A 17,802-nucleotide genomic window follows, 5' to 3' on the forward strand; every position below is an offset into this window, starting at 1 on the left:
CAATGCGCGCCGACCACGCCCACGGCATGAAGCTCGTCATCCTTGGCCGCGACGGCACGATCAACCGCTACCGCGACGATCACGTCAAGGCGCCCGAGGAGCTCGACCCCCTGCCCGGCGCGCTGGAGGCGGTGGCCCGGCTGAACCACAGTGGCTGGCACACCGTGCTGGCCACCAACCAGGCCGGCATCGGCCGCGGCCTGCTGGACATGGCGTCGCTGAACGCCGTGCACCTGCGGCTGAACCAGCTGTTGGCCGAAAAAGGCGGGCGGCTGGACGCAGCCTTCTTCTGCCCGCACACGCCCGAGGAGGGCTGCGACTGCCGCAAGCCGCTGCCGGGCCTCGTCAAGCAGATCGGCGAGCGCTTCGATGTCGAGCTGGGTGCGGTCCATATGGTCGGGGCCTCGCTGACCGACTTGCTGACGGCCCAGAACGCGGGCTGCATCCCCCACCTCGTGCTGACAGGGCCCTTCGGCAACCTCAGCACGGAGGAGCTCGCCAAGCTGCTCGTGCAAGTACCCCGGGCCCGCGTGCACGACGACCTGATGAGCTTTGCCGAGGCCATCATCCAGGAGGAGCGCCGCCGTCTCGCCGAGCAGCGCGGCCAGGCCCTGACCCCCGATACCCAGGCCGGAGACCTGAACTGATGTCCACCATGCTGAGCGCCATCCGCTCGCTGATCTTCCTCATCGTCCTCATCGTGACGGTCATCCCCTGGGCGCTGGGCGTACTGCTGCTGTCCGTCTTCCGCCGTGGCGACCCGGTCTACTGGGCCTGCGCCGGTTGGCTCAAGGTCGCCATCTGGAGCGCCCGCTTCATCTGCGGCGTGCGCTGGCACATCCACGGCATGGAGAACCTGCCGCCGGCCGCGGACCGCCGCGCCGGCGTGGTGCTGCTGTCCAAGCACCAGAGCACCTGGGAGACCTTTGCCTATCCCGCGCTGCTCAGCCACCCGCTGGCCTACGTCTTCAAGCGCGAACTGCTCTACGTGCCCTTCTTCGGCTGGGCCATGGCGCGCATGGACATGATCCATATTGACCGAAGCCGCCGCACCGAAGCCTGGAACAAGGTGCTGGCCCAGGGCAAGCGCCTGGGCGGCCAGGGCAACTGGGTCATCATGTTCCCCGAGGGCACCCGCATCCCGCGCGGCGAGGTCGGCGACTACAAGACCGGCGGCACGCGCCTGGCCATCGAAGCCGGTCTGCCCGTCGTCCCCATCGCTGCGACGGCCGCTCGCTGCTGGCCGCGCAAGAGCTTTCTGCTCAGGCCGGGTGTCGTCGACATCTCCATCGGCCGCCAGATCCGCCCCGAAGGCCGCGAGCCGGCCGAGCTGATGCTGGAGGTGAAGAACTGGATCGAGAGCGAAATGCGCCGCCTCGACCCCGAGGCCTACCAAGACCCCCAGCCCGCCGGCGTGGCCGGCGCCGCCCGCCCTCGCTGAGCCCCATGAAGCCCAAGCGCCCGGCCCCACTCCTGCAGGACAGCCAGCTGTCGCTGTTCGACGTGGCGCCGGAGATCACGCCGGCCGAGCCCGGGACGCCACGCTCGCGGCGCGAGCTGTGGCTGGGCCAGCATCGCATCGGCTACGAGCTCAAGCGGGCACGTCGGCGCTCCATTGGTTTCGTCGTAGGCCCGCAGGGCCTGCGCGTCAGTGCGCCGCGCTGGGTGCCCATCAACGAGATTGAGCGTGCCCTGCACCACAAGGGCGAATGGATCCTGCGCAAGCTCGTCGAGCAGCGCGAGCGCCAGCAACGCATCCAGGCCTCACGCATCGAGTGGCTGGACGGCGGCACCCTGCCCTATCTCGGCGCACCACTGACGCTGGTGCTGGCCTCCACCGAACGCGAGCTGGTGTGGGACGAGGCCACGCGCCAGCTGCGCCTGCCTCTGCCACCGGGCGCGTCGGCCGAGCAGATCCGGGACCTGGCGCAGTCCTGGCTCCAGGCCCGCGCGAAGGAAGATTTCCTGCCCCGCTGCCAGCGCTTCGCCGAAGCGCTCGGCGTGACGATGAAGACGCTGCGCCTGTCGTCGGCCCAGACCCGCTGGGGCAGTGCCAGCGCCGATGGCTCCATCCGCCTGAACTGGCGCCTCATCCATTTCGCGCCGGCCATCATCGACTACGTCGTCGCCCACGAGTTGGCACATCTGCGCGAGATGAACCACAGCCCGGCCTTCTGGGACACGGTGCGCTCCGTGCTGCCTGACTTCGAGCGCTCCCGCGAGGCACTGCGCGAGGAATCCATCGTCGTGCAGTGAACAGGGCCCCAGGCGGGCCTGTCACGTGACGGGCTGTTTGTGAATATTCCCGCGCCACTGTCACCCCAGCGCCTTCACATTCAGCAACACTGCGGCCCACGCTGTCACCACAGGTACCGAGGGCCGGCCCAGCCGGAACAAGCCAGAGGGAGAAGAAGGTACCGGGCAGAAACGCCGCCGCCGGGCTTGCCGGGGCGGCGTTTCACTTTGTGCGACCCGTTCAGGCCGGCGAGAAGCGGTAGACGCCGTCGGCACCCAGCTCGCGCCTGAGGTCGCCCTGCAGCCACAGCGCATTCAGGTGCGCAATGGCCTCGCCCATCGCAAAGGTGGTCTGGTGCAGGTCGAGCTTGCGCTTGAACAGCACCGACAGCAGGCCCGCCGCATGCGTAGGTGCAGCGGCACAGGCGGTCACGACCTCCGCCAGGCGCTCGTCGTGGTGCTCGCGCAGCTGATCGATGCGCTGGTGCAGCCCGGTGAAGGGCTTGCCGTGCGACGGCAGCACCAGCGTGTCTGCCGGCAGCGCCAGATAGCGGGCCAGCGAGTTCAGGTACAGCGTCAGCGGGTCGGCCTCCGGCTCGACGTCGACGACTGACACGTTGGTCGAGATGCGCGGCAGCACCATGTCGCCACTGATCAGCAGCGGGGCGCCCTGCGCGTCGCCGCAGAACAGGCTGATGTGCTCCGGTGCATGGCCGTAGCCGGCGATGCACTGCCAGACACGCCCGCCGATCTCGACCTCCGTGCCGTCCATCAGCCGGCGGAAGCTGGACGGCACCACGGGCACCATCTTGGGGTAGTAGTCGGCGCGGGCGCGGATCTTGTCCAGCGATTCGGGGTCGGTCAGCCCATGGCTGCCGAAGAATGCCGCAGCCGACGCGCCGCCCATGCCGACGGTGGAGCTGCTGGCCAGGCGCGCGAGGTTGAAGTCCGTCGCACTCATCCAGAGCCTGCAGCCCCAGCGCTCGGTCAGCCAGTGCGCCAGGCCCAGGTGGTCGGGGTGGAAATGCGTTGCGATGACTCGCAGCACCGGCAAGCCGTCCAGGCGCTCCGCGAAGACCTTCTCCCAGTTCGCCCGCGTGTCGTCGCTGGCGATGCCGCAGTCGACGATGGTCCAGCCATCCCGGCCATCGACGCGGTCTCGCAGCAGCCACAGGTTGATGTGGTCCAGAGCAAAGGGCAGGCCCATGCGCACCCAGCGCACGCCGGGAGCGAGGTCCAGGGCCTCGCCGGGCTGGGGCAGGGTTTCGCCCAGGGGATAGTGGAGTTCGGATTCGCGTGCGTTGGCCATGAGCGACTTAGACTGACGTTTACGTCAATCGAGTGTAGCCATGCCTCCCCGCCGCCCTGTCTCCGCCGCGACCGAAACCCCGCAGCCTACGTACACGATCACCGAACTCGCTGCCGAGTTCGACATCACGCCCCGCGCCATCCGCTTCTACGAGGACATGGGCCTGCTGGAGCCCGGCCGCAAGGGCCGCAACCGCGTCTACACGCCGCGCGACCGCACGCGGCTCAAGCTGACGCTGCGCGGCAAGCGCCTGGGGCTGGCGCTGCAGGAGATCAAGCAGCTTGTCGACATGTACGACAGCCAGGCCAGTGCCGCGCCGCAGCTGCGCGCCTTCCTGGCCATCCTGGCCCAGCACCGTGACCAGCTCGAACAGCAGCGCCACGACATCGAGGTCACGCTGGCCGAGATCCAGCAGCATGAGAAGCGCTGCCGGGCCCTGCTGGCCGCCTGAACGTGATGCTTTGCCGGGAGTGCCCTAATTTCTGTTTCGAGCGGGGCAAACCCCGCTGACGCCGACCCCGGGCCTGACTAGAGTCCGCCGCTCGACCGGGTGCCCCCGCCCCGGCTCGGACCGTCTTTGTGGAGCTGTCATGACGCCTGGACCGCGGCCCGTCTTCGTGCTCGCCCTGCCCGCCATCGCGGGCGCCCTGCTGATGCTGGCCGAACCCGCCGGCGCCCAACAAGAAGCCCCCAAGTCCGACGGCATGGAGCGTGCGCAGAAGGCCGCCGACGCGGTCTTCCACTGGATCAAGCTGCACGCCGACAAGCCCGCGCCCCGGCCGCAGCCGGCCCCCGCGCCGGCGCCCGCGCCGAAGAAGCCGGCGCCGGTGGCCGCGGCACCCAAGCCGGCCCCCGCTCCAGCCCCTGCCCTCGCTGCTTCGTCCGCGCCCACCCCTGCATCCACGCCGACAGCCGTTGCCGCTGCTGCGGCATCCGTCCCCGTCCCCGTCCCCGTCCCCGTCGCGGCCCGACCCGAGCCCGCGCCAGAGCCCGTCGTGCTCGCCGCCGCGGAGCCGACGCCCGCACCCGCGGCACCGATGACCGTTGCGGCCCAGGCTGCAGAGCCGCCTCCCGCCCCAGAGCAGCAGGACCCCGAGGAGCCGCTGCGGCTGCTGTCCAAGGTCGACCCCACCATGCCGCGCCAGTTGCAGCAGACCAGCTTCCGCAACGGCTTCGCCCAGGTGCAGTTCACCGTGGCGGCCGACGGCTCGGTCCAGCAGGCCGCGGTCATCAAGGCCAGCCATTCGCGCCTGGGCAGCGCCGCCGTGGAAGCCGTGCGCCAGTGGCGCTTCGCCCCCCTGAGCAAGGCGCGCGAGGCCGCCGTCGAGATCGCCTTCAAGAACGAAGGCGACTGAGCTAGGCCGGCGGCACCGGACAAGTCTCCAGCAGTGCCGACATCGCCTCCAGGAACACTCGGGTACGCAGCGGCATCAGCCGCCGCTCCGGAAACACGGCCCAGCAACTCGAGCCGGGCAGGTGCCAATCCGGCAGCAGGCGCTGCAGGCGGCCGAGCGCCAGCGCGTCCTTGACGATGAGGCGATCGATACCGGCGATGCCGACGCCACTTTCCGCGAGTTGCGCCAGCAGGCTGGGCGCGTTGGCCAGCGTGCGCTGCGCCGGCTGCACCAGATAGGGCTCGCCCCCCTCCCGCTGCAGCCGCCAGGGTACCGGCTCGCCGGTACGGGTCAGCAGCAACAGCGCGTGCATGCTGTCCAGCGCCTGCGGCAGCAACGGCTCGCCGACACGCTCGAGATAGGCCGGCGACGCGTACAGGCCCCAATGCGTCGTCGTCAGCAGCCGCGCGGCAAGCTGGCTGTCCTCGTCGAGCTGGCCCATGCGGATGACGAGGTCGAAGCTCTCGCCAATCAAGTCCACCCGCCGCGGCGTCAGGTCCAGCTCCAGCTGAACTTCCGGGTAGCTCAGCGCAAACTCGGCCAGCATGCCCGCGGCCACCTGCTGCGCGAAATCCGCGGGCATGCTGACACGCAGCCGCCCGCTGGGCTTGCGCTGCCGGTGCAGGGCCAGCGCAAGCGCGCCATCCACCTCGGCGGCAACGACTCGCGCGTGCTCCAGCACGCCGGCGCCGAAGTCCGTCAGCGACAGCTTGCGCGTGCTGCGCTGCAGCAGCTTCTCGCCCAGCCGCGCCTCCAGCGCCGCGATACGCCGCGACACGGTGCTCTTGGGCCAGTGCACACGCTCCGCGGCACGGCTGAAGCTCCCGGCCTCCATGACGCGGGCAAACAGCAGCAAATCGTCAGCGTCGGACTCCATATCGGCCTCATTGATCCATCAACGGAACAATCTTATGCAATTCGACGACTTCTGCAGGCATTGATGCGACCCTAGAGTTCAGTCCATCGCAACCTCTGTCCTTCCAGGAGCCGTATGAACATCCTGCAAATCAACTCCAGCGCCCGCCGCCTTCACGACGACCAGGGCTCGGTGTCCACCCGTCTGGCCAATGAGCTGACCGCCGGCCTGCGCGTCGCCAACCCCGACGCCACCGTCACCGTGCGCGACTTCGCCGTCAGCCCGCTGCCGGTGCTCGACGAAGCCGCCCTCGGCGCCCTGTTCACGCCAGCAGAGGCGCGCAACGCCGAGCAGGCGGCCCGCGTCGCATTGAACGACCAGCTCATCGCCGAACTTTTCGCCGCCGACGTGGTCGTCATCGGCGTGCCCATGATCAACTTCAACGTCAGCGCGCAGCTGAAGAACTGGATCGACGCCGTCGCCCGCGCCGGCGCCACGTTCAAGTACGGCGAGAAGGGCCCCATCGGCCTCGTCACCGGCAAGAAGGTCTATGTCGTCAGCGCCCGCGGCGGCATCCACCGCGACCAGCCGACCGACCAGGTCGTGCCCTATCTGCGCACCGTGCTGGCCTTCCTTGGCATGACCGACGTGGAGTTCATCTACGCTGAAGGCCTGAACATGGGCCCCGAGATCGCCGACCGCGGCCTGAGCGCCGCCCGCGCTCAGATCACCGAACTGCTCGCCGCGTAATCTCAAGCCCCTCGTCGAGGGATTACGTTGGCCGGTCCCCGACGGGGCGACGATGCTTGCCGGATTGACCGGCGAGCACATCGCCAAGGCGGGCCGGCCCGGGAACGGCCCGGCACCAGGACCGGGAACATTGAAAGGACTACTCCGTGAGCACCGTCGCCACTTCCCTTCTGAACCAACCGCGCGAGGTCGAGCGCCTCGTCGCTGGTCAGCCGACCAGCGACGGTGCCGGCGTCAAGCTCAACCGCGTGCTGACCAACAACCTGCAGCGCAGGCTGGATCCCTTCCTGATGCTGGACCACTTCGGCACGGACAACCCGGACGACTACATCGCCGGCTTTCCCGACCATCCGCATCGCGGCTTCGAGACCATCACCTACATGCTCAATGGCCGCATGCGCCACCGCGACTCGGCCGGGCATGAAGGCCTGATCAGCGACGGCGGTGTGCAGTGGATGACTGCCGGCCGCGGCGTCATCCACAGCGAGACGCCGGAGCAGAACGAAGGCCGCATGGCCGGCTTCCAGCTCTGGCTCAACCTGCCCGCCAAGGACAAGATGCGCGAGCCCTGGTACCGAGACATCACGAGTGCCGAGGTACCGGAGTTCGAGCGCGATGGCGTCAAGGTGCGCGTCATCGCCGGCGACAGCCACGGCGTGGCCGGTGCGGTGCAGCGCGAGCACACCGCGCCGCTGTACCTCGACCTCAGCCTGGCGCCCGGTGCGCGCTTCGAACAGCCGCTGCCAGCCGGCTTCAACGCGTTCGTCTACGTCTTCGAGGGCGGGCTCAAGTTCGAGTCGGGCTGCCTGGTGCCGCCGGGCCGCATGGCCATCCTCGCCAACACGCCTGGCAGCGACGGCGTGCGCCTGACGGCGGGCGACACCGCCACCCGCGCGCTGCTGATCGCCGGCCAGCCGCTGAACGAACCCATCGCGCAGTACGGCCCCTTCGTGATGAACACCGAGGCCGAGCTGGTGCAGGCAGTGCGCGACTTCCAGGCCGGGCGGTTGGCCTGATCACGATGCACGGCGAGCGTCACCACAGCCCCGCCGCAGAGCGCAACGGGCCGCCCATAGGGGCGGCCCTGCAGCGCCTGCTGCCGGACCGTGGACTGCTGCTGGAGATCGCAAGCGGCACCGGCCAGCACGCGGCCTTCCTCAGCGAAGCCCTGCCGGGCTGGCAATGGCAGCCCAGCGACGTGCAGGCCGCCGCGCTGCCGTCCATCATGGCCTGGTGCGAAGGCCTGGAGCGAGTACGCCCGCCCCTGCTGCTGGACGTGCTCGACGAGTCCTGGCCGGGCGTAGCCGCACAGCTCGACGCGATCTACTGCGCGAACATGATCCACATCGCCCCATGGGCATGCACAGCCGGTCTCATGCAAGGCGCCGCGCGGTACCTGGCGCCCAGCGGCCTGTTGATCACCTACGGGCCCTACCTGCTGGACGACGAACCCACGGCGCCCAGCAACCTCGCCTTCGACGCCGACCTGCGCGCACGCAACCCGGCCTGGGGCATCCGCCGGCTGACGGCCGTGGCCGGGCTGGCGGCCTCGGCGGGTCTGCAACTGCGCGAGTGCATCGACATGCCCGCCAACAACAAGCTGCTGGTCTTCGCCCCCAACCATCCGCCGGGCTGAGCCCGGCCGCCAAGGCACGGGGCGCCCCCTAAGTCTTGGGCCGCTGACTTTCGCCATCCATCCCGCCTCGACCTAGCCTGCCGGCCCGCCCCTTTTTCGGGCAGCAGGGAGAACGAACAATGATGGCGAGGATGACGGGGCGGCACGGCGTGGCGGCCATCCTGCTGGCACTGCTGGTGGCCTGCGGTGGCGGCGGCGCGGATGGGGGAGACGGCGGTGGCGGCGGCAACCCCGCACCGCTGCAGCTGGTCACGCCCGGCCAGGCAGTGATCAAGGTGCGCAGCCTCGGCGCGGCCTGGGTGGCACTGACCGAGAAGGCTCGCACGCTGGAGATTCCAACCCGGCCGGAGCGGCGTCTGCTGATCTCGCAGGCCGACGGCAGCCGCCAGGCCATGGACTTCCTGCCGCCGCCCGGCTGGTCGCTGCTGGACTTCGCGCTGCATCCGTCGGGCCAGATCACGCTGCTGCTGGGCAGCGACCGCGAGCTGCGCCTGCTGCGGCTGTCGGCCGCCGGCCAGTTGCTGCATGAACTGGACTTCACGGACCCGCAGGCGGCCAGCGACCCCTTCTTCGGTGATCCGGCGAGCGCACGCGATCACCAGTCGCTGCTGCCCTACTACACCCGCGATGCCGCGCGTCTGGCGCCGCTCGGCGAGGACGTTGCGCTGGCGTTCCGCTCGGGGCGCAACGCGGTGGTACTGCACCGGCTCGGCTACTCGGGCGCCGGCTTGTCCAAGCAATGGCGCCGCCTGGTCGAGCCGGGCGTCTACATCGGCGCCCGCTTCCTGACCGGTGGCAGCTTCGACCCCTTCAAGAGCCTGGACCAGCAGTGGCGGCTGGTGCTGGATGCCGATCCCCTGGGCGGCATCGCGGTGGCGGTGACGCTGGACTTCACCGACCTGATCGAGGGCCACAGCCAGCAGTTCGGCGAGCCGCTGGACCCGCGCGTCGCCAACGGCGTGCTGCTGAGCAAGTTCAGCACCGCCGGCATCCGCCAGGGCACGGTCTTGATCGATACCCAACAGCGCTCCGAGCTGCATGCGCTGCGCTGGGTGGGTGCGCAGGTCGCGGCGGCCGGCCGCGTGCGCAGCCGGCAGGTGGCGGACGGCTGGGATGCCTTCCTGGCACTGGTGCCGGCCGGCATCGGCACCACCACCGCCTATCGCGTCCTGGACTTCGAAGCAGGCGACGTGGTGTTCGACGTGGCCCAGCGCGCTGACGGCCGGCTGCTGCTGGCCGGCAGCACGGGCTACACGCAGAACCCCACCGGCGCCAGCATCTCCGAGGAGTCCAAGCCACTGCTGGCGCTGCTGTCGCCCGACGGCCAGCTGCAGCAGCGCGTCACGCTGACGCCGGGGCTGCGCCACAACCAGCTGCGCGCCCTGGCCCCTTTGCGCGACACCGGCTGGCTGAGCGGCGGCATGGAAAACGGTCCGGGCACGCATTCGGCAGACACCGATGCGGCGCTGCTGGTCGCCGACGGCTACTTGCGCGAACTGCGTTTCTGAGCGGTGGCGTGGAAGGGTCCGGGCGTCAGGCGGCCAGCACGGCCTCGTAGACCTGCAGGTCTTCCGCCGAAAAGCAGCAGAAGATCACCTCGCGCAGGCTGGGCCAACTCGCGCCCGTCTCGCGCACCGTTGCCACCGCGATGCGCGCGGCCGGCTCGACGGGGTAGCCATAGATGCCGGTGCTGATGCTGGGAAACGCGATCGACGCCGCGCCCAGCCCGCCGGCCAGTGCCAGGCTGCGGCGGTAGCAGGACGCCAGCAATTCGGCCTCTGCCTGCGTGCCGCCACGCCAGACCGGGCCGACCGTGTGCACGATGTGGGCTGCCGGCAGGCGGTAGCCGCGCGTGAGCTTGGCATCGCCGGTCTTGCAGCCGCCGAGCAGGCGGCATTCGTGCACCAGCTCAGGCCCGGCCGCGCGGTGGATCGCGCCATCGACCCCGCCGCCGCCCAGCAGCGACGAATTCGCGGCGTTGACGATGACGTCGACCGCCAGCGTGGTGATGTCCGCGCGCCGTGCCTGCAAGGCTTGCGCCACTGTCAGTCCTTGCGCCCCGCGCCGAGATAGGTGTCGATGACGCGCGGGTCGGCGGCCAGTTGGTCTGCCGGTCCGCTCAGGCCGAACTCCCCCGTCTCAAGCACATGCCCGTGGTCGGCCACCCGCAGCGCAGCGCGGGCGTTCTGCTCGACGAGCAGGATGCTGACGCCCGTGGCACGCAGGTCCTCGACGATGGTGAAGATCTCGCGCACGATCAGCGGAGCCAGGCCCAGGCTGGGCTCGTCCAGCATCAGCAGCTTGGGCTGTCCCATCAGCGCGCGCCCCAGGGCCAGCATCTGGCGCTCGCCGCCAGACAGCGTGCCGGCCGCCTGCGCGCGCCTCTCCTTCAGCCGCGGGAAGCGCGCGTAGACGCTGTCCAGCCCATCGCGCCAACGCCCGTCGCCCAGCTTCTTGGGCCGCCAGCCGCCCAGCAGCAGGTTGTCCTCCACCGTCATCGTGCCGAACAGCTCACGCTTCTCTGGCACCAGGGCCAGGCCCGCCAGCACGCGCTCTTCCAGCGTCAACCGGGCAATGTCCTCGCCCGCGAAGCGCAGCGCGCCGCTGCGCGACGGCAGCAGCCCCATCAACGCGCCCAGCAGTGTGGACTTGCCGGCGCCATTGGGGCCGATGACGGTGACAACGCTCTTCTCGGCCGCCGAGAAGCTCAGGCCGTGCAACACCTCCGCGCGGCCATAACCGGCATGCAGGTCCTTGACTTCCAGGAGGGCGCTCATTCGTCCGCTCCCAGGTAGGCCGCGCGCACGGCCGGGCTGGCCTGTACCTCGGCCGGCGTGCCTTCCATCAGGTGGCGGCCGAATTCCATGACGACGATGCGGTCGGTCAGCTTCATGACGAAATCCATGTCGTGCTCGACGAGCAGCAGCGACAGGCCCTCGGCCTTGAGCTGCTTCAGCACCTCGGCAAGCGCTTCCTTCTCCTTGTGGCGCAGGCCGGCGGCGGGTTCGTCCAACAGCAGCAGCGAAGGGTCGCTGGCCAGCGCGCGGGCGATCTCGACCAGGCGCTGCGGACCCAGCGCCAGGTTGCCGGCCAGCTCGTGGGCCTGCTCGGCCAGCCCGATGCGGCGCAGCTGGCGCAGGGCCTCGGCGCGGGCCTGTGCCTCCTCGGCCGCGTTCAGGCCCAGCATCGCGCGAACGGTACCGCTGCGTGTGCGCAGATAGGTGCCCAGCGCAACGTTTTCCAGCACCGTCATGTCGGGCACCAGCTTCACATGCTGGAAGGTCCTGGACAGGCCCGAGCGAGCGATGTCGCGGCTGCCGCGGCCGTCCACGCGCTGGCCCAGCAACTCCACCTCGCCGCTGGTCAACGGCAACACGCCGGAGACCAGGTTGAAGGTGGTGCTCTTGCCGGCACCGTTGGGACCGATCAGGCCGACGATATCGCCGGCACGGATCGCGAAGCTGATGTCGTTGACCGCCACCAACCCGCCGAACTGCTTGCGGATCTTGCGCACGTCCAGCAGCGGCGTGCCAGGCCCGGGATGGCTGCGAGTGCCCAGCGCCGGCGCGCCCTCGTCGACCGGGCGCGCGCGGCGTGCCGGCAGCCAGCGCGCGATCAGCGGCCACAGGCCGTCCGGCGCGAACCGCAGCACCAGCACCAGCACGACACCGAACACGATGATCTCGTAGTTGCCCGAGCCGCCGAAGATCATCGGCAGCCAGACCTTGAGCTGGTCCTCGGCCAGCTTCACCAGCGCCGCGCCGGTGAACGCGCCGCCCACCGTGCCGATCCCCCCCAGCACCGCCATGAACAGGTACTCGATGCCGAACTTGATGCCGAACGGCGACGGGTTCACGCTGCGCTGCATGTGGGCATACAGCCAGCCCGACACCGAGGCCAGCAACGCCGCGACCACGAACATCACCAGCTTGTAGCGGAAGGTGGACGCGCCCATGGCTTCGGGCATCGTCGCGCCGCCGCCGCGGTTGGTGTTGAGCGCGCGCATGATGCGCCCCGGCCGCGAGTCCAGCAGCCGCGTGATGCCCAGGGCCGCCAGCAGCGCCGCCAGCCAGATCAGCAGGTAGATGCGGCGTTCGCTCTGGAAGCTGAAGTCCCCCAGCGTGATGGCCGGCAGGCCCAGCAGGCCGTCGTACTTGCCCAGGGAGTCCAGGTTGCCGACCAGGTAGTACAGCGCCAGACACCAGCAGATGGTGGCCAGCGGCAGGTAGTGGCCCGACATGCGCAGCGTCAGCACGCCGATGACCAGGGCCAGCACCAGCGTGATGGCCAGTCCTGCGAGCAGGCCCAGCCAGGGCGACAGGTGCATCACCGTGGAGATGTAGCCCGTGGCGTACGCGCCGACACCGGCGAACGCAGCCTGGCCGAAGGACGTGAGGCCGCCCACGCCGGTCAGCAACACCAGCCCCAGCACGACGAGGGAGAAAAGACCGATGTAGTTGAGCTGCGTGATCCAGAAGTCCGGCACCGGCGCGAAGGGCAGGACCAGCAGCACGATCGCTGCGGCGATCGACAGATGGGTGCGCGTCATGTCAGTGCTCCTCGTGGTGCGGGTCCACGAAGGACCGCCACAGCAGCACCGGCAGGATCACCGTGAACACGATGACCTCCTTGAACGCGCTGGCGTAGAACGAGCCGAAGCTCTCGATCAGGCCCACGCCTATGGCACCGCCCAGCGCCATCGGGAAGCTAGCCAGGCCGCCGAACACCGCGGCGACGAAGCCCTTCAGGCCGATCAGGAAGCCGGTGTCGTAGTAGATCGTCGTGGACGGCGAGATCAGCAGGCCCGACAGCGCACCAATGAAGGCCGCCATCGTGAAGCTCAGGGATCCGGCCGCATCGCCGGAGATGCCCATCAGCCGTGCGCCGGTGCGATTGACCGACGTGGCGCGCAGCGCCTTGCCAGTCAGCGTGCGCTCGAAGAAGAAGAACATCGCGACCAGCAGCGCGATGGAGGCACCGAAGATGATCAGCGTCTGGCCCGTGAGGCTCAGCGGGCCGACGTCAAAGCGCGCCTCCCAGAAGGCCGGCGTGCGGTAGCCCTCGGCGCCGAAGAACACCAGGCCGATGCCGGTCAGCGCGAAATGCACGCCGACCGACACGATGAGCAGCGTCAGCACGCTGGCGCCCGACAGAGCGCGGTAGGCCAGGCGGTACAGCAGCGGCCCCATGGCAGTGACGATAGCCAGCGTCAGCAGCACCTGCAGCCACAGCGCTGGCTGATGCGGCACCAGCAGCGGCACGGCGACGGCCAGCGCGACGGGAAAGCCCAGCGCCCTCAGGAGCCCCAAGGCGATGCGCGGCAACGGCCGGCGCTCGCGCAGCCCCTGGATCAGGTCCAGCACCGCCGCCGCGATGGCCATCAGCAGCAGCAGCCAGACCGTGCCCGGCATCTTGCCCATTTGCAGCGCGGCCAGCGTCAGGGCCCCGAAGGCGACAAACTCGCCCTGCGGGATGAAGATGACCCGCGTGACCGAGAACACCAGCACCAGGGCCAGGGCGACGAGGGCGTAGATGGCCCCGTTGGTGAGGCCGTCTAGGCCCAGGATGGCGGCAATCGTGAGGTCCATGGCGGCGTGTCGTGAAGGCCCGCCGATGGTATCGGCGAATTGCCGACCGATCGGTCGGGAATTTACCCAGGATCACCATTGACGAAGGCTCGCGCACCGCGTGAGCCCGTCGCCGTTCAGCCGCCATTCAGTCGCCGGTCTTCTCGGTGTCCTGCCGCGGCGTCCTGACGAGCGTCCAGCGACCGCCGCCTTTGAGCTTCAGCACTCGGCGATGAAAGCCTGCCACGGCGGCACGGTGGGCGATGCTGATCAGCGTCGTGCCGCGCTGGCGCAGCCGTTCGTACAGCCGCTTCTGGTTGGCATCGTCCAGTGCACTGGTGGCCTCGTCGAGGATGGCCAGGCGCGGCGCATGCACCAGCAGCCGTGCGAACGCCAGGCGCTGCTGCTCGCCGCCGCTGAGCAGCTTCTCCCAGTCCTGCGTGCGGTCCAGCCCGCCCTCGCCTTCGGCCAGGTGGCGCAGCTGGACCTCGTCCAGGATCTTCAGCAGCGCTTCGTCATCGAGCGCGGGCTGCGTGCTGGGGTAGATGAGCTGGCTGCGCAGCGTGCCCGTTTGCAGATAGGGCCGCTGCGGCAGGAAGAAGACATCCTCGCGCGGCGGATGCGAGACCTGCCCGCTGCCCTGAGTCCACAGCCCCGCGATGGCCCGCAGCAGCGAACTCTTGCCGCAGCCGCTGGCGCCGGTGATGAGCAGCGAGCCGCCCTCGGGCACACGCAGCGACAGCTTCTCGACCAGCACGCGGTCGCTGCCCGGCGCCTGCACCGTGAGGTCCTTGATGTCGAGCTCGCGGCCCTGCGCGCGTGCGATGCCCGCCTCGGGCGGTGCAGCCTGCAGCGCCTCGGCCATCACGTGCAGACGGTCGATGCCGGCGACGAAGCGGGAGAGGCTCTCGAAGTTGTCGATGATCAGGGACACCGCGCCCAGCACCGCCGCGAAGGCCCCGGCCGCCTGCACGGCCTGGCCCACCTCCAGCCGGCCGCCCAGAACGTCGGCGCTAAGCACGACGGCCGGCACCAGCAGGCTGAGCTGGCTGAAGCCGCGCTGAAAGAGATTGAGCGCGAACTGGGCGCGGATGAGCTTGCGCGTGTTCAGCAGCGCAGCGCGCAGGCGCTGCTGCAGCTGGTGGCGCTCCTGTTGCTCGCCGCCATAGAAGGCGATGGACTCGGCGTTCTCGCGCACCCGCATCAGCCGAAAGCGCAAGTCCGCCTCGCGCTTGAGCTGCCAGTGGTTGAGCCGGATCAGCGGCCGCCCGAACAAGCCCAGCGACAGCACAGTGCCGGTCAGCGCATAGGCGACGAGAAAGCCCACCAGGAGGTGCGACAGTGACCACAGCACCGCGCTGAAAGCCACCAGCTGCATCAGCGATCCCAGCAGGATCAGCAAGAAGTGCAGCGAGCGGCCGGTGAAGGTGTTGACGTCGTCGGCGATGCGCTGATCCGGGTTGTCGATCTCCTCGGCGGCAATGTGGAAGTAGCGGCGCTCGCGCAGATAGCCGTCAAGAAAGCGCTGCGTCAGCCACCGCCGCCAGTCGTTTGCATAGGCATCGCGGGCGTAGTAGTAGGTCGCGAAGACCGGCACCGCGAAGGCCAGTACCCACAGCATGGCACGCACGGCGCTCCAAAAGCGCGGCGCGTCGCGGGCCGCCAGCGCGGACGTCAGCTCGCCGGTCTGGTTGTTCAGCAGCACGGCAAGCTGGGTGTCCGCCAGCATCAGCACGATGAGGCCGGCAAGGAAGCACCAGGCCCAGCCGCGCCGGTCCCCCACCCAGTAGGGTCTGGCCACGGTCATGAAGCGTTGCAGCGCGGAGGCAGGAGCGGCGGCCATGGGAAGGTTCGGGCTGTGCAATGAAGGCTAGCGAGCCCGGCGGCCCGACACTGTCGGACGGCATGCCGCGGCGGGCAAAGCAAAGGCGCCCTTGGCGCGCGGCCTGGCGCAGCCGCCGCTCATGGCGGCGTGCCTTGGCTGCGCTGCAGGCGTGGGCCTCCTGCGGGGCGACCACAGGCCAAGTCCTACACACTCGAACGCGCCCGTCCCACGCCGGGCCAGAAGGGCTCCCATGAGCATGGCCCCATGAAAGTCGCCGCCAAAGCCGTCGGCGCCGCCGTGCTGGCCGTCATCGCCGCCGCAGCCGCCATGGAATGGACCGGCTGGCCCGGCCTCGCGCCCTGGCTCGCCGCACGAGCCGGGCGCGGGCTGGATATGGACGGCGGCTCCCGGTTGCACCTGCTGCTGGGCCCCCGCCTAGAGGCCACGCGGCTGCGCGTCACCGGCAGCCATGGCGAATCTCTGGCCGATGCCCAGGGCCTGCTGCTGCGCTGGCAGTGGCGCGATATCTGGGCCTGGCGCAGCGGCGCGCCACTGCGGCTGCGATTGGTGCAGGCCGACGCGCTGACGCTGAACTGGCAACGCGATGCCGCCGGCCGCACCGCCTGGCCCGTGCAGCCCAGCGGAGAGCGCCAGGAGCCTGCCGAGCTGCCGCGCATCGACCACCTCGTGGTCCGCCATGGGACGGCCCATCTGGACGACGCGCCGCTGCTGCTGGCGGGCGACGCCCGCTTCGCGACTCAGGCCGATGGCCGCTGGACGGCGACGCTGCAGGGCCGGCTGCGTGACCAGCAGCTGGCTCTCAAGGCCGAGGCCGGCGCCGGGCTGGCCCTGTTCGCGCCCGCCGAGGCCGGTCTGCCACCGGTGCAGCTGAGCGCCGAGCTGACCCAGCGCAACGGCCGCCTCAGCTTCGACGGCACTGCCGCCTCGCTGCTGGACGCCCGCGCACTGGACGGCCAGCTGCGGGTGCGAGGCAACTCGCTGGCCGACATCGGCCGCCCCTTCGGCATCACGCTGCCCAACACTCCGCCACTGGAGCTGAGCGGGCGGCTGCAGCACGCCTTGGGCGTGTGGCAACTGGGTGGCGCCAAGGCGCGCATCGGCCAGAGCCAGCTCGGTGGCGACTTCGCCTTCGACACCCGTCCGACCCCGTCCCGGCGCCCGCTGCTCAGCGGCCTGCTGCGCGGCGGCCCGTTGCGCCTGGCGGACCTGGGCCCGGCCTTCGGCACGGACACGCCGCCCAGCCGTCCCGGCCGCGTGCTGCCCGACCGTCCCTGGGACCTGCCCTCGCTGCGCATGATGGACGCCCGCGTTGCCGTGGCCCTGAGCCAGCTCGACCTGGGTACCGCCCACCTGGCGCCGCTGGCGCCCGTGAACGCCAGCCTGGTGCTGGAGGATGGCGTGCTGAGCCTGCAGGGATTCAACGCCGGCATCGCGGGCGGCGAGGCCTCCGGCTCCGCACGCCTGGATACCCGCCCCAGCCCGCCGCAGTGGCAGATCGGCCTGGGCGTGCGCGGCATGGCCGTGGAGCAGTGGCTCAAGTTCCAGGCCCCCAGCCTGGCGCACGATCCGCTGACCGGCCGGTTGCGCGCCGACCTGGACGTGCACAGCCGCGGTCGCAGCCTGGCCGAGCTGCTGGGCGGCCTGAACGGCCTCGTGCGCCTGCAGCTGGACAAGGGCAGCATCTCCCACCTGCTGACCGAGGCCGCAGGGCTGGACCTGGCCCAGGGCCTGGGACTGCTGCTGCGCGGCGACCACAAGCTGCAGCTGAACTGCGCGCGCCTGGACGGCAGCTTCAAGGCTGGCGTGCTGCGCCCGCGCTCGGCGGTCCTGGACAACCGCGACAGCCGCATCGACATCGACGGCCGCGTCAGCCTCGCCGACGAGACGCTGGACCTGCGCGTGGTGGCCCGGCCCAAGGACTTCTCGCCGCTGACGCTGCGCTCGCCGGTGCGCGTGCAGGGCCGCCTGGGCGAGCCGCGCGTGGCCCTCGAAGGGCGCGCACTGGGTGGCAAGGCCATCGCCGCAATCGCGCTCGGCGCGCTGACGCCGCCAGCCGCTCTGCTGGCCTTTGTTGACCCGGGCGAGAACCTGCCCCCCGTCAGCTGCGACGGCCCCGATGCAGGGCCTGCCACCGTGGCGCCGGCGTCGGCAGCCTCCTACCCGGCAGCGCGGCACAAGCCGGCAGGCCGGCCGAGGACGGCGCCCTAGA

The 17,802-nt window shown here is 70.2% G+C and carries 17 protein-coding genes; 10 read left to right on the top strand and 7 right to left on the bottom strand.

Annotated features, from left to right (window positions below):
* Positions 1-2 precede the first annotated feature (2 nt).
* From gmhB to QM732_RS20145, 3 genes are read left to right on the top strand one after another with little or no spacing between them, the layout of a single operon-like run.
* Positions 3-647 carry a D-glycero-beta-D-manno-heptose 1,7-bisphosphate 7-phosphatase gene (gene gmhB, locus QM732_RS20135; protein WP_415657873.1) on the top strand — a complete coding sequence of 215 codons (645 nt, stop codon included), beginning with the start codon at positions 3-5 and terminating at the stop codon, positions 645-647.
* Positions 647-1,441, top strand: a complete 795-nt coding sequence (locus tag QM732_RS20140) for a lysophospholipid acyltransferase family protein (RefSeq protein WP_415657874.1) — start codon at positions 647-649, stop codon at positions 1,439-1,441. The genes gmhB and QM732_RS20140 overlap by 1 nt, the downstream gene beginning before the upstream one ends.
* A gap of 5 nt (positions 1,442-1,446) precedes the next feature.
* Positions 1,447-2,256 (top strand): M48 family metallopeptidase, encoded by an 810-nt coding sequence (locus QM732_RS20145; protein WP_415657875.1) that lies wholly within the window; start codon positions 1,447-1,449, stop codon positions 2,254-2,256.
* A gap of 220 nt (positions 2,257-2,476) precedes the next feature.
* On the opposite strand, the gene QM732_RS20150 is transcribed toward QM732_RS20145, so the two are convergent.
* On the bottom strand, positions 2,477-3,544 hold the full coding sequence (locus QM732_RS20150; protein WP_415657876.1) for an MBL fold metallo-hydrolase: 1,068 nt from the start codon (positions 3,542-3,544) through the stop codon (positions 2,477-2,479).
* 40 nt (positions 3,545-3,584) lie between these two features.
* Here QM732_RS20150 and QM732_RS20155 point away from each other — a divergent pair, with 40 nt between their 5' ends.
* Positions 3,585-3,995, top strand: coding sequence for a MerR family transcriptional regulator (locus tag QM732_RS20155; protein WP_415657877.1), 411 nt, complete (start codon positions 3,585-3,587; stop codon positions 3,993-3,995).
* 139 nt (positions 3,996-4,134) lie between these two features.
* Entirely contained in the window at positions 4,135-4,899 is a 765-nt protein-coding gene (locus QM732_RS20160; protein WP_415657878.1) for an energy transducer TonB, read from the top strand.
* Position 4,900: 1 nt separating this feature from the next.
* Here QM732_RS20160 and QM732_RS20165 read toward each other — a convergent pair whose 3' ends face one another.
* Entirely contained in the window at positions 4,901-5,815 is a 915-nt protein-coding gene (locus QM732_RS20165; protein WP_415657879.1) for a LysR family transcriptional regulator, read from the bottom strand.
* A 114-nt stretch (positions 5,816-5,929) separates the two neighbouring features.
* Here QM732_RS20165 and QM732_RS20170 point away from each other — a divergent pair, with 114 nt between their 5' ends.
* The 4 genes from QM732_RS20170 (at position 5,930) to QM732_RS20185 (ending at position 9,688) form a co-directional block, all read left to right on the top strand.
* Entirely contained in the window at positions 5,930-6,544 is a 615-nt protein-coding gene (locus tag QM732_RS20170) for an FMN-dependent NADH-azoreductase (protein WP_415657880.1), read from the top strand.
* A gap of 146 nt (positions 6,545-6,690) precedes the next feature.
* Positions 6,691-7,560 (top strand): pirin family protein, encoded by an 870-nt coding sequence (locus QM732_RS20175; protein WP_415657881.1) that lies wholly within the window; start codon positions 6,691-6,693, stop codon positions 7,558-7,560.
* Positions 7,561-7,565: 5 nt separating this feature from the next.
* Complete coding sequence (locus tag QM732_RS20180; RefSeq protein WP_415657882.1) at positions 7,566-8,180, top strand: DUF938 domain-containing protein; 615 nt, start codon at positions 7,566-7,568, stop codon at positions 8,178-8,180.
* Positions 8,181-8,311: 131 nt separating this feature from the next.
* Positions 8,312-9,688 (top strand): hypothetical protein, encoded by a 1,377-nt coding sequence (locus QM732_RS20185; protein WP_415657883.1) that lies wholly within the window; start codon positions 8,312-8,314, stop codon positions 9,686-9,688.
* Between the two features lie 25 nt (positions 9,689-9,713).
* On the opposite strand, the gene QM732_RS20190 is transcribed toward QM732_RS20185, so the two are convergent.
* From QM732_RS20190 to QM732_RS20210, 5 genes are all read right to left on the bottom strand, one after another.
* Entirely contained in the window at positions 9,714-10,223 is a 510-nt protein-coding gene (locus tag QM732_RS20190; protein WP_415657884.1) for an O-acetyl-ADP-ribose deacetylase, read from the bottom strand.
* A gap of 2 nt (positions 10,224-10,225) precedes the next feature.
* Positions 10,226-10,957, bottom strand: coding sequence for an ABC transporter ATP-binding protein (locus tag QM732_RS20195; RefSeq protein ID WP_415657885.1), 732 nt, complete (start codon positions 10,955-10,957; stop codon positions 10,226-10,228).
* The gene (locus tag QM732_RS20200; protein ID WP_415657886.1) at positions 10,954-12,729 is read right to left on the bottom strand and encodes an ABC transporter permease subunit; all 1,776 of its coding nucleotides are present in this window, start codon (positions 12,727-12,729) and stop codon (positions 10,954-10,956) included. Before QM732_RS20200 ends, QM732_RS20195 begins: the two co-directional genes overlap by 4 nt.
* A gap of 1 nt (position 12,730) precedes the next feature.
* Positions 12,731-13,768, bottom strand: a complete 1,038-nt coding sequence (locus QM732_RS20205) for a branched-chain amino acid ABC transporter permease (RefSeq protein ID WP_415657887.1) — start codon at positions 13,766-13,768, stop codon at positions 12,731-12,733.
* Positions 13,769-13,895: 127 nt separating this feature from the next.
* Positions 13,896-15,590, bottom strand: coding sequence for an ABC transporter ATP-binding protein/permease (locus QM732_RS20210; RefSeq protein ID WP_415657888.1), 1,695 nt, complete (start codon positions 15,588-15,590; stop codon positions 13,896-13,898).
* Positions 15,591-15,836: 246 nt separating this feature from the next.
* Here QM732_RS20210 and QM732_RS20215 point away from each other — a divergent pair, with 246 nt between their 5' ends.
* Positions 15,837-17,801, top strand: a complete 1,965-nt coding sequence (locus QM732_RS20215) for an AsmA family protein (protein ID WP_415657889.1) — start codon at positions 15,837-15,839, stop codon at positions 17,799-17,801.
* Position 17,802: the final 1 nt, after the last annotated feature.

Origin of the sequence: Roseateles sp. (genome assembly GCF_047654805.1) — a bacterium.
Lineage (GTDB): Bacteria > Pseudomonadota > Gammaproteobacteria > Burkholderiales > Burkholderiaceae_C > Pelomonas.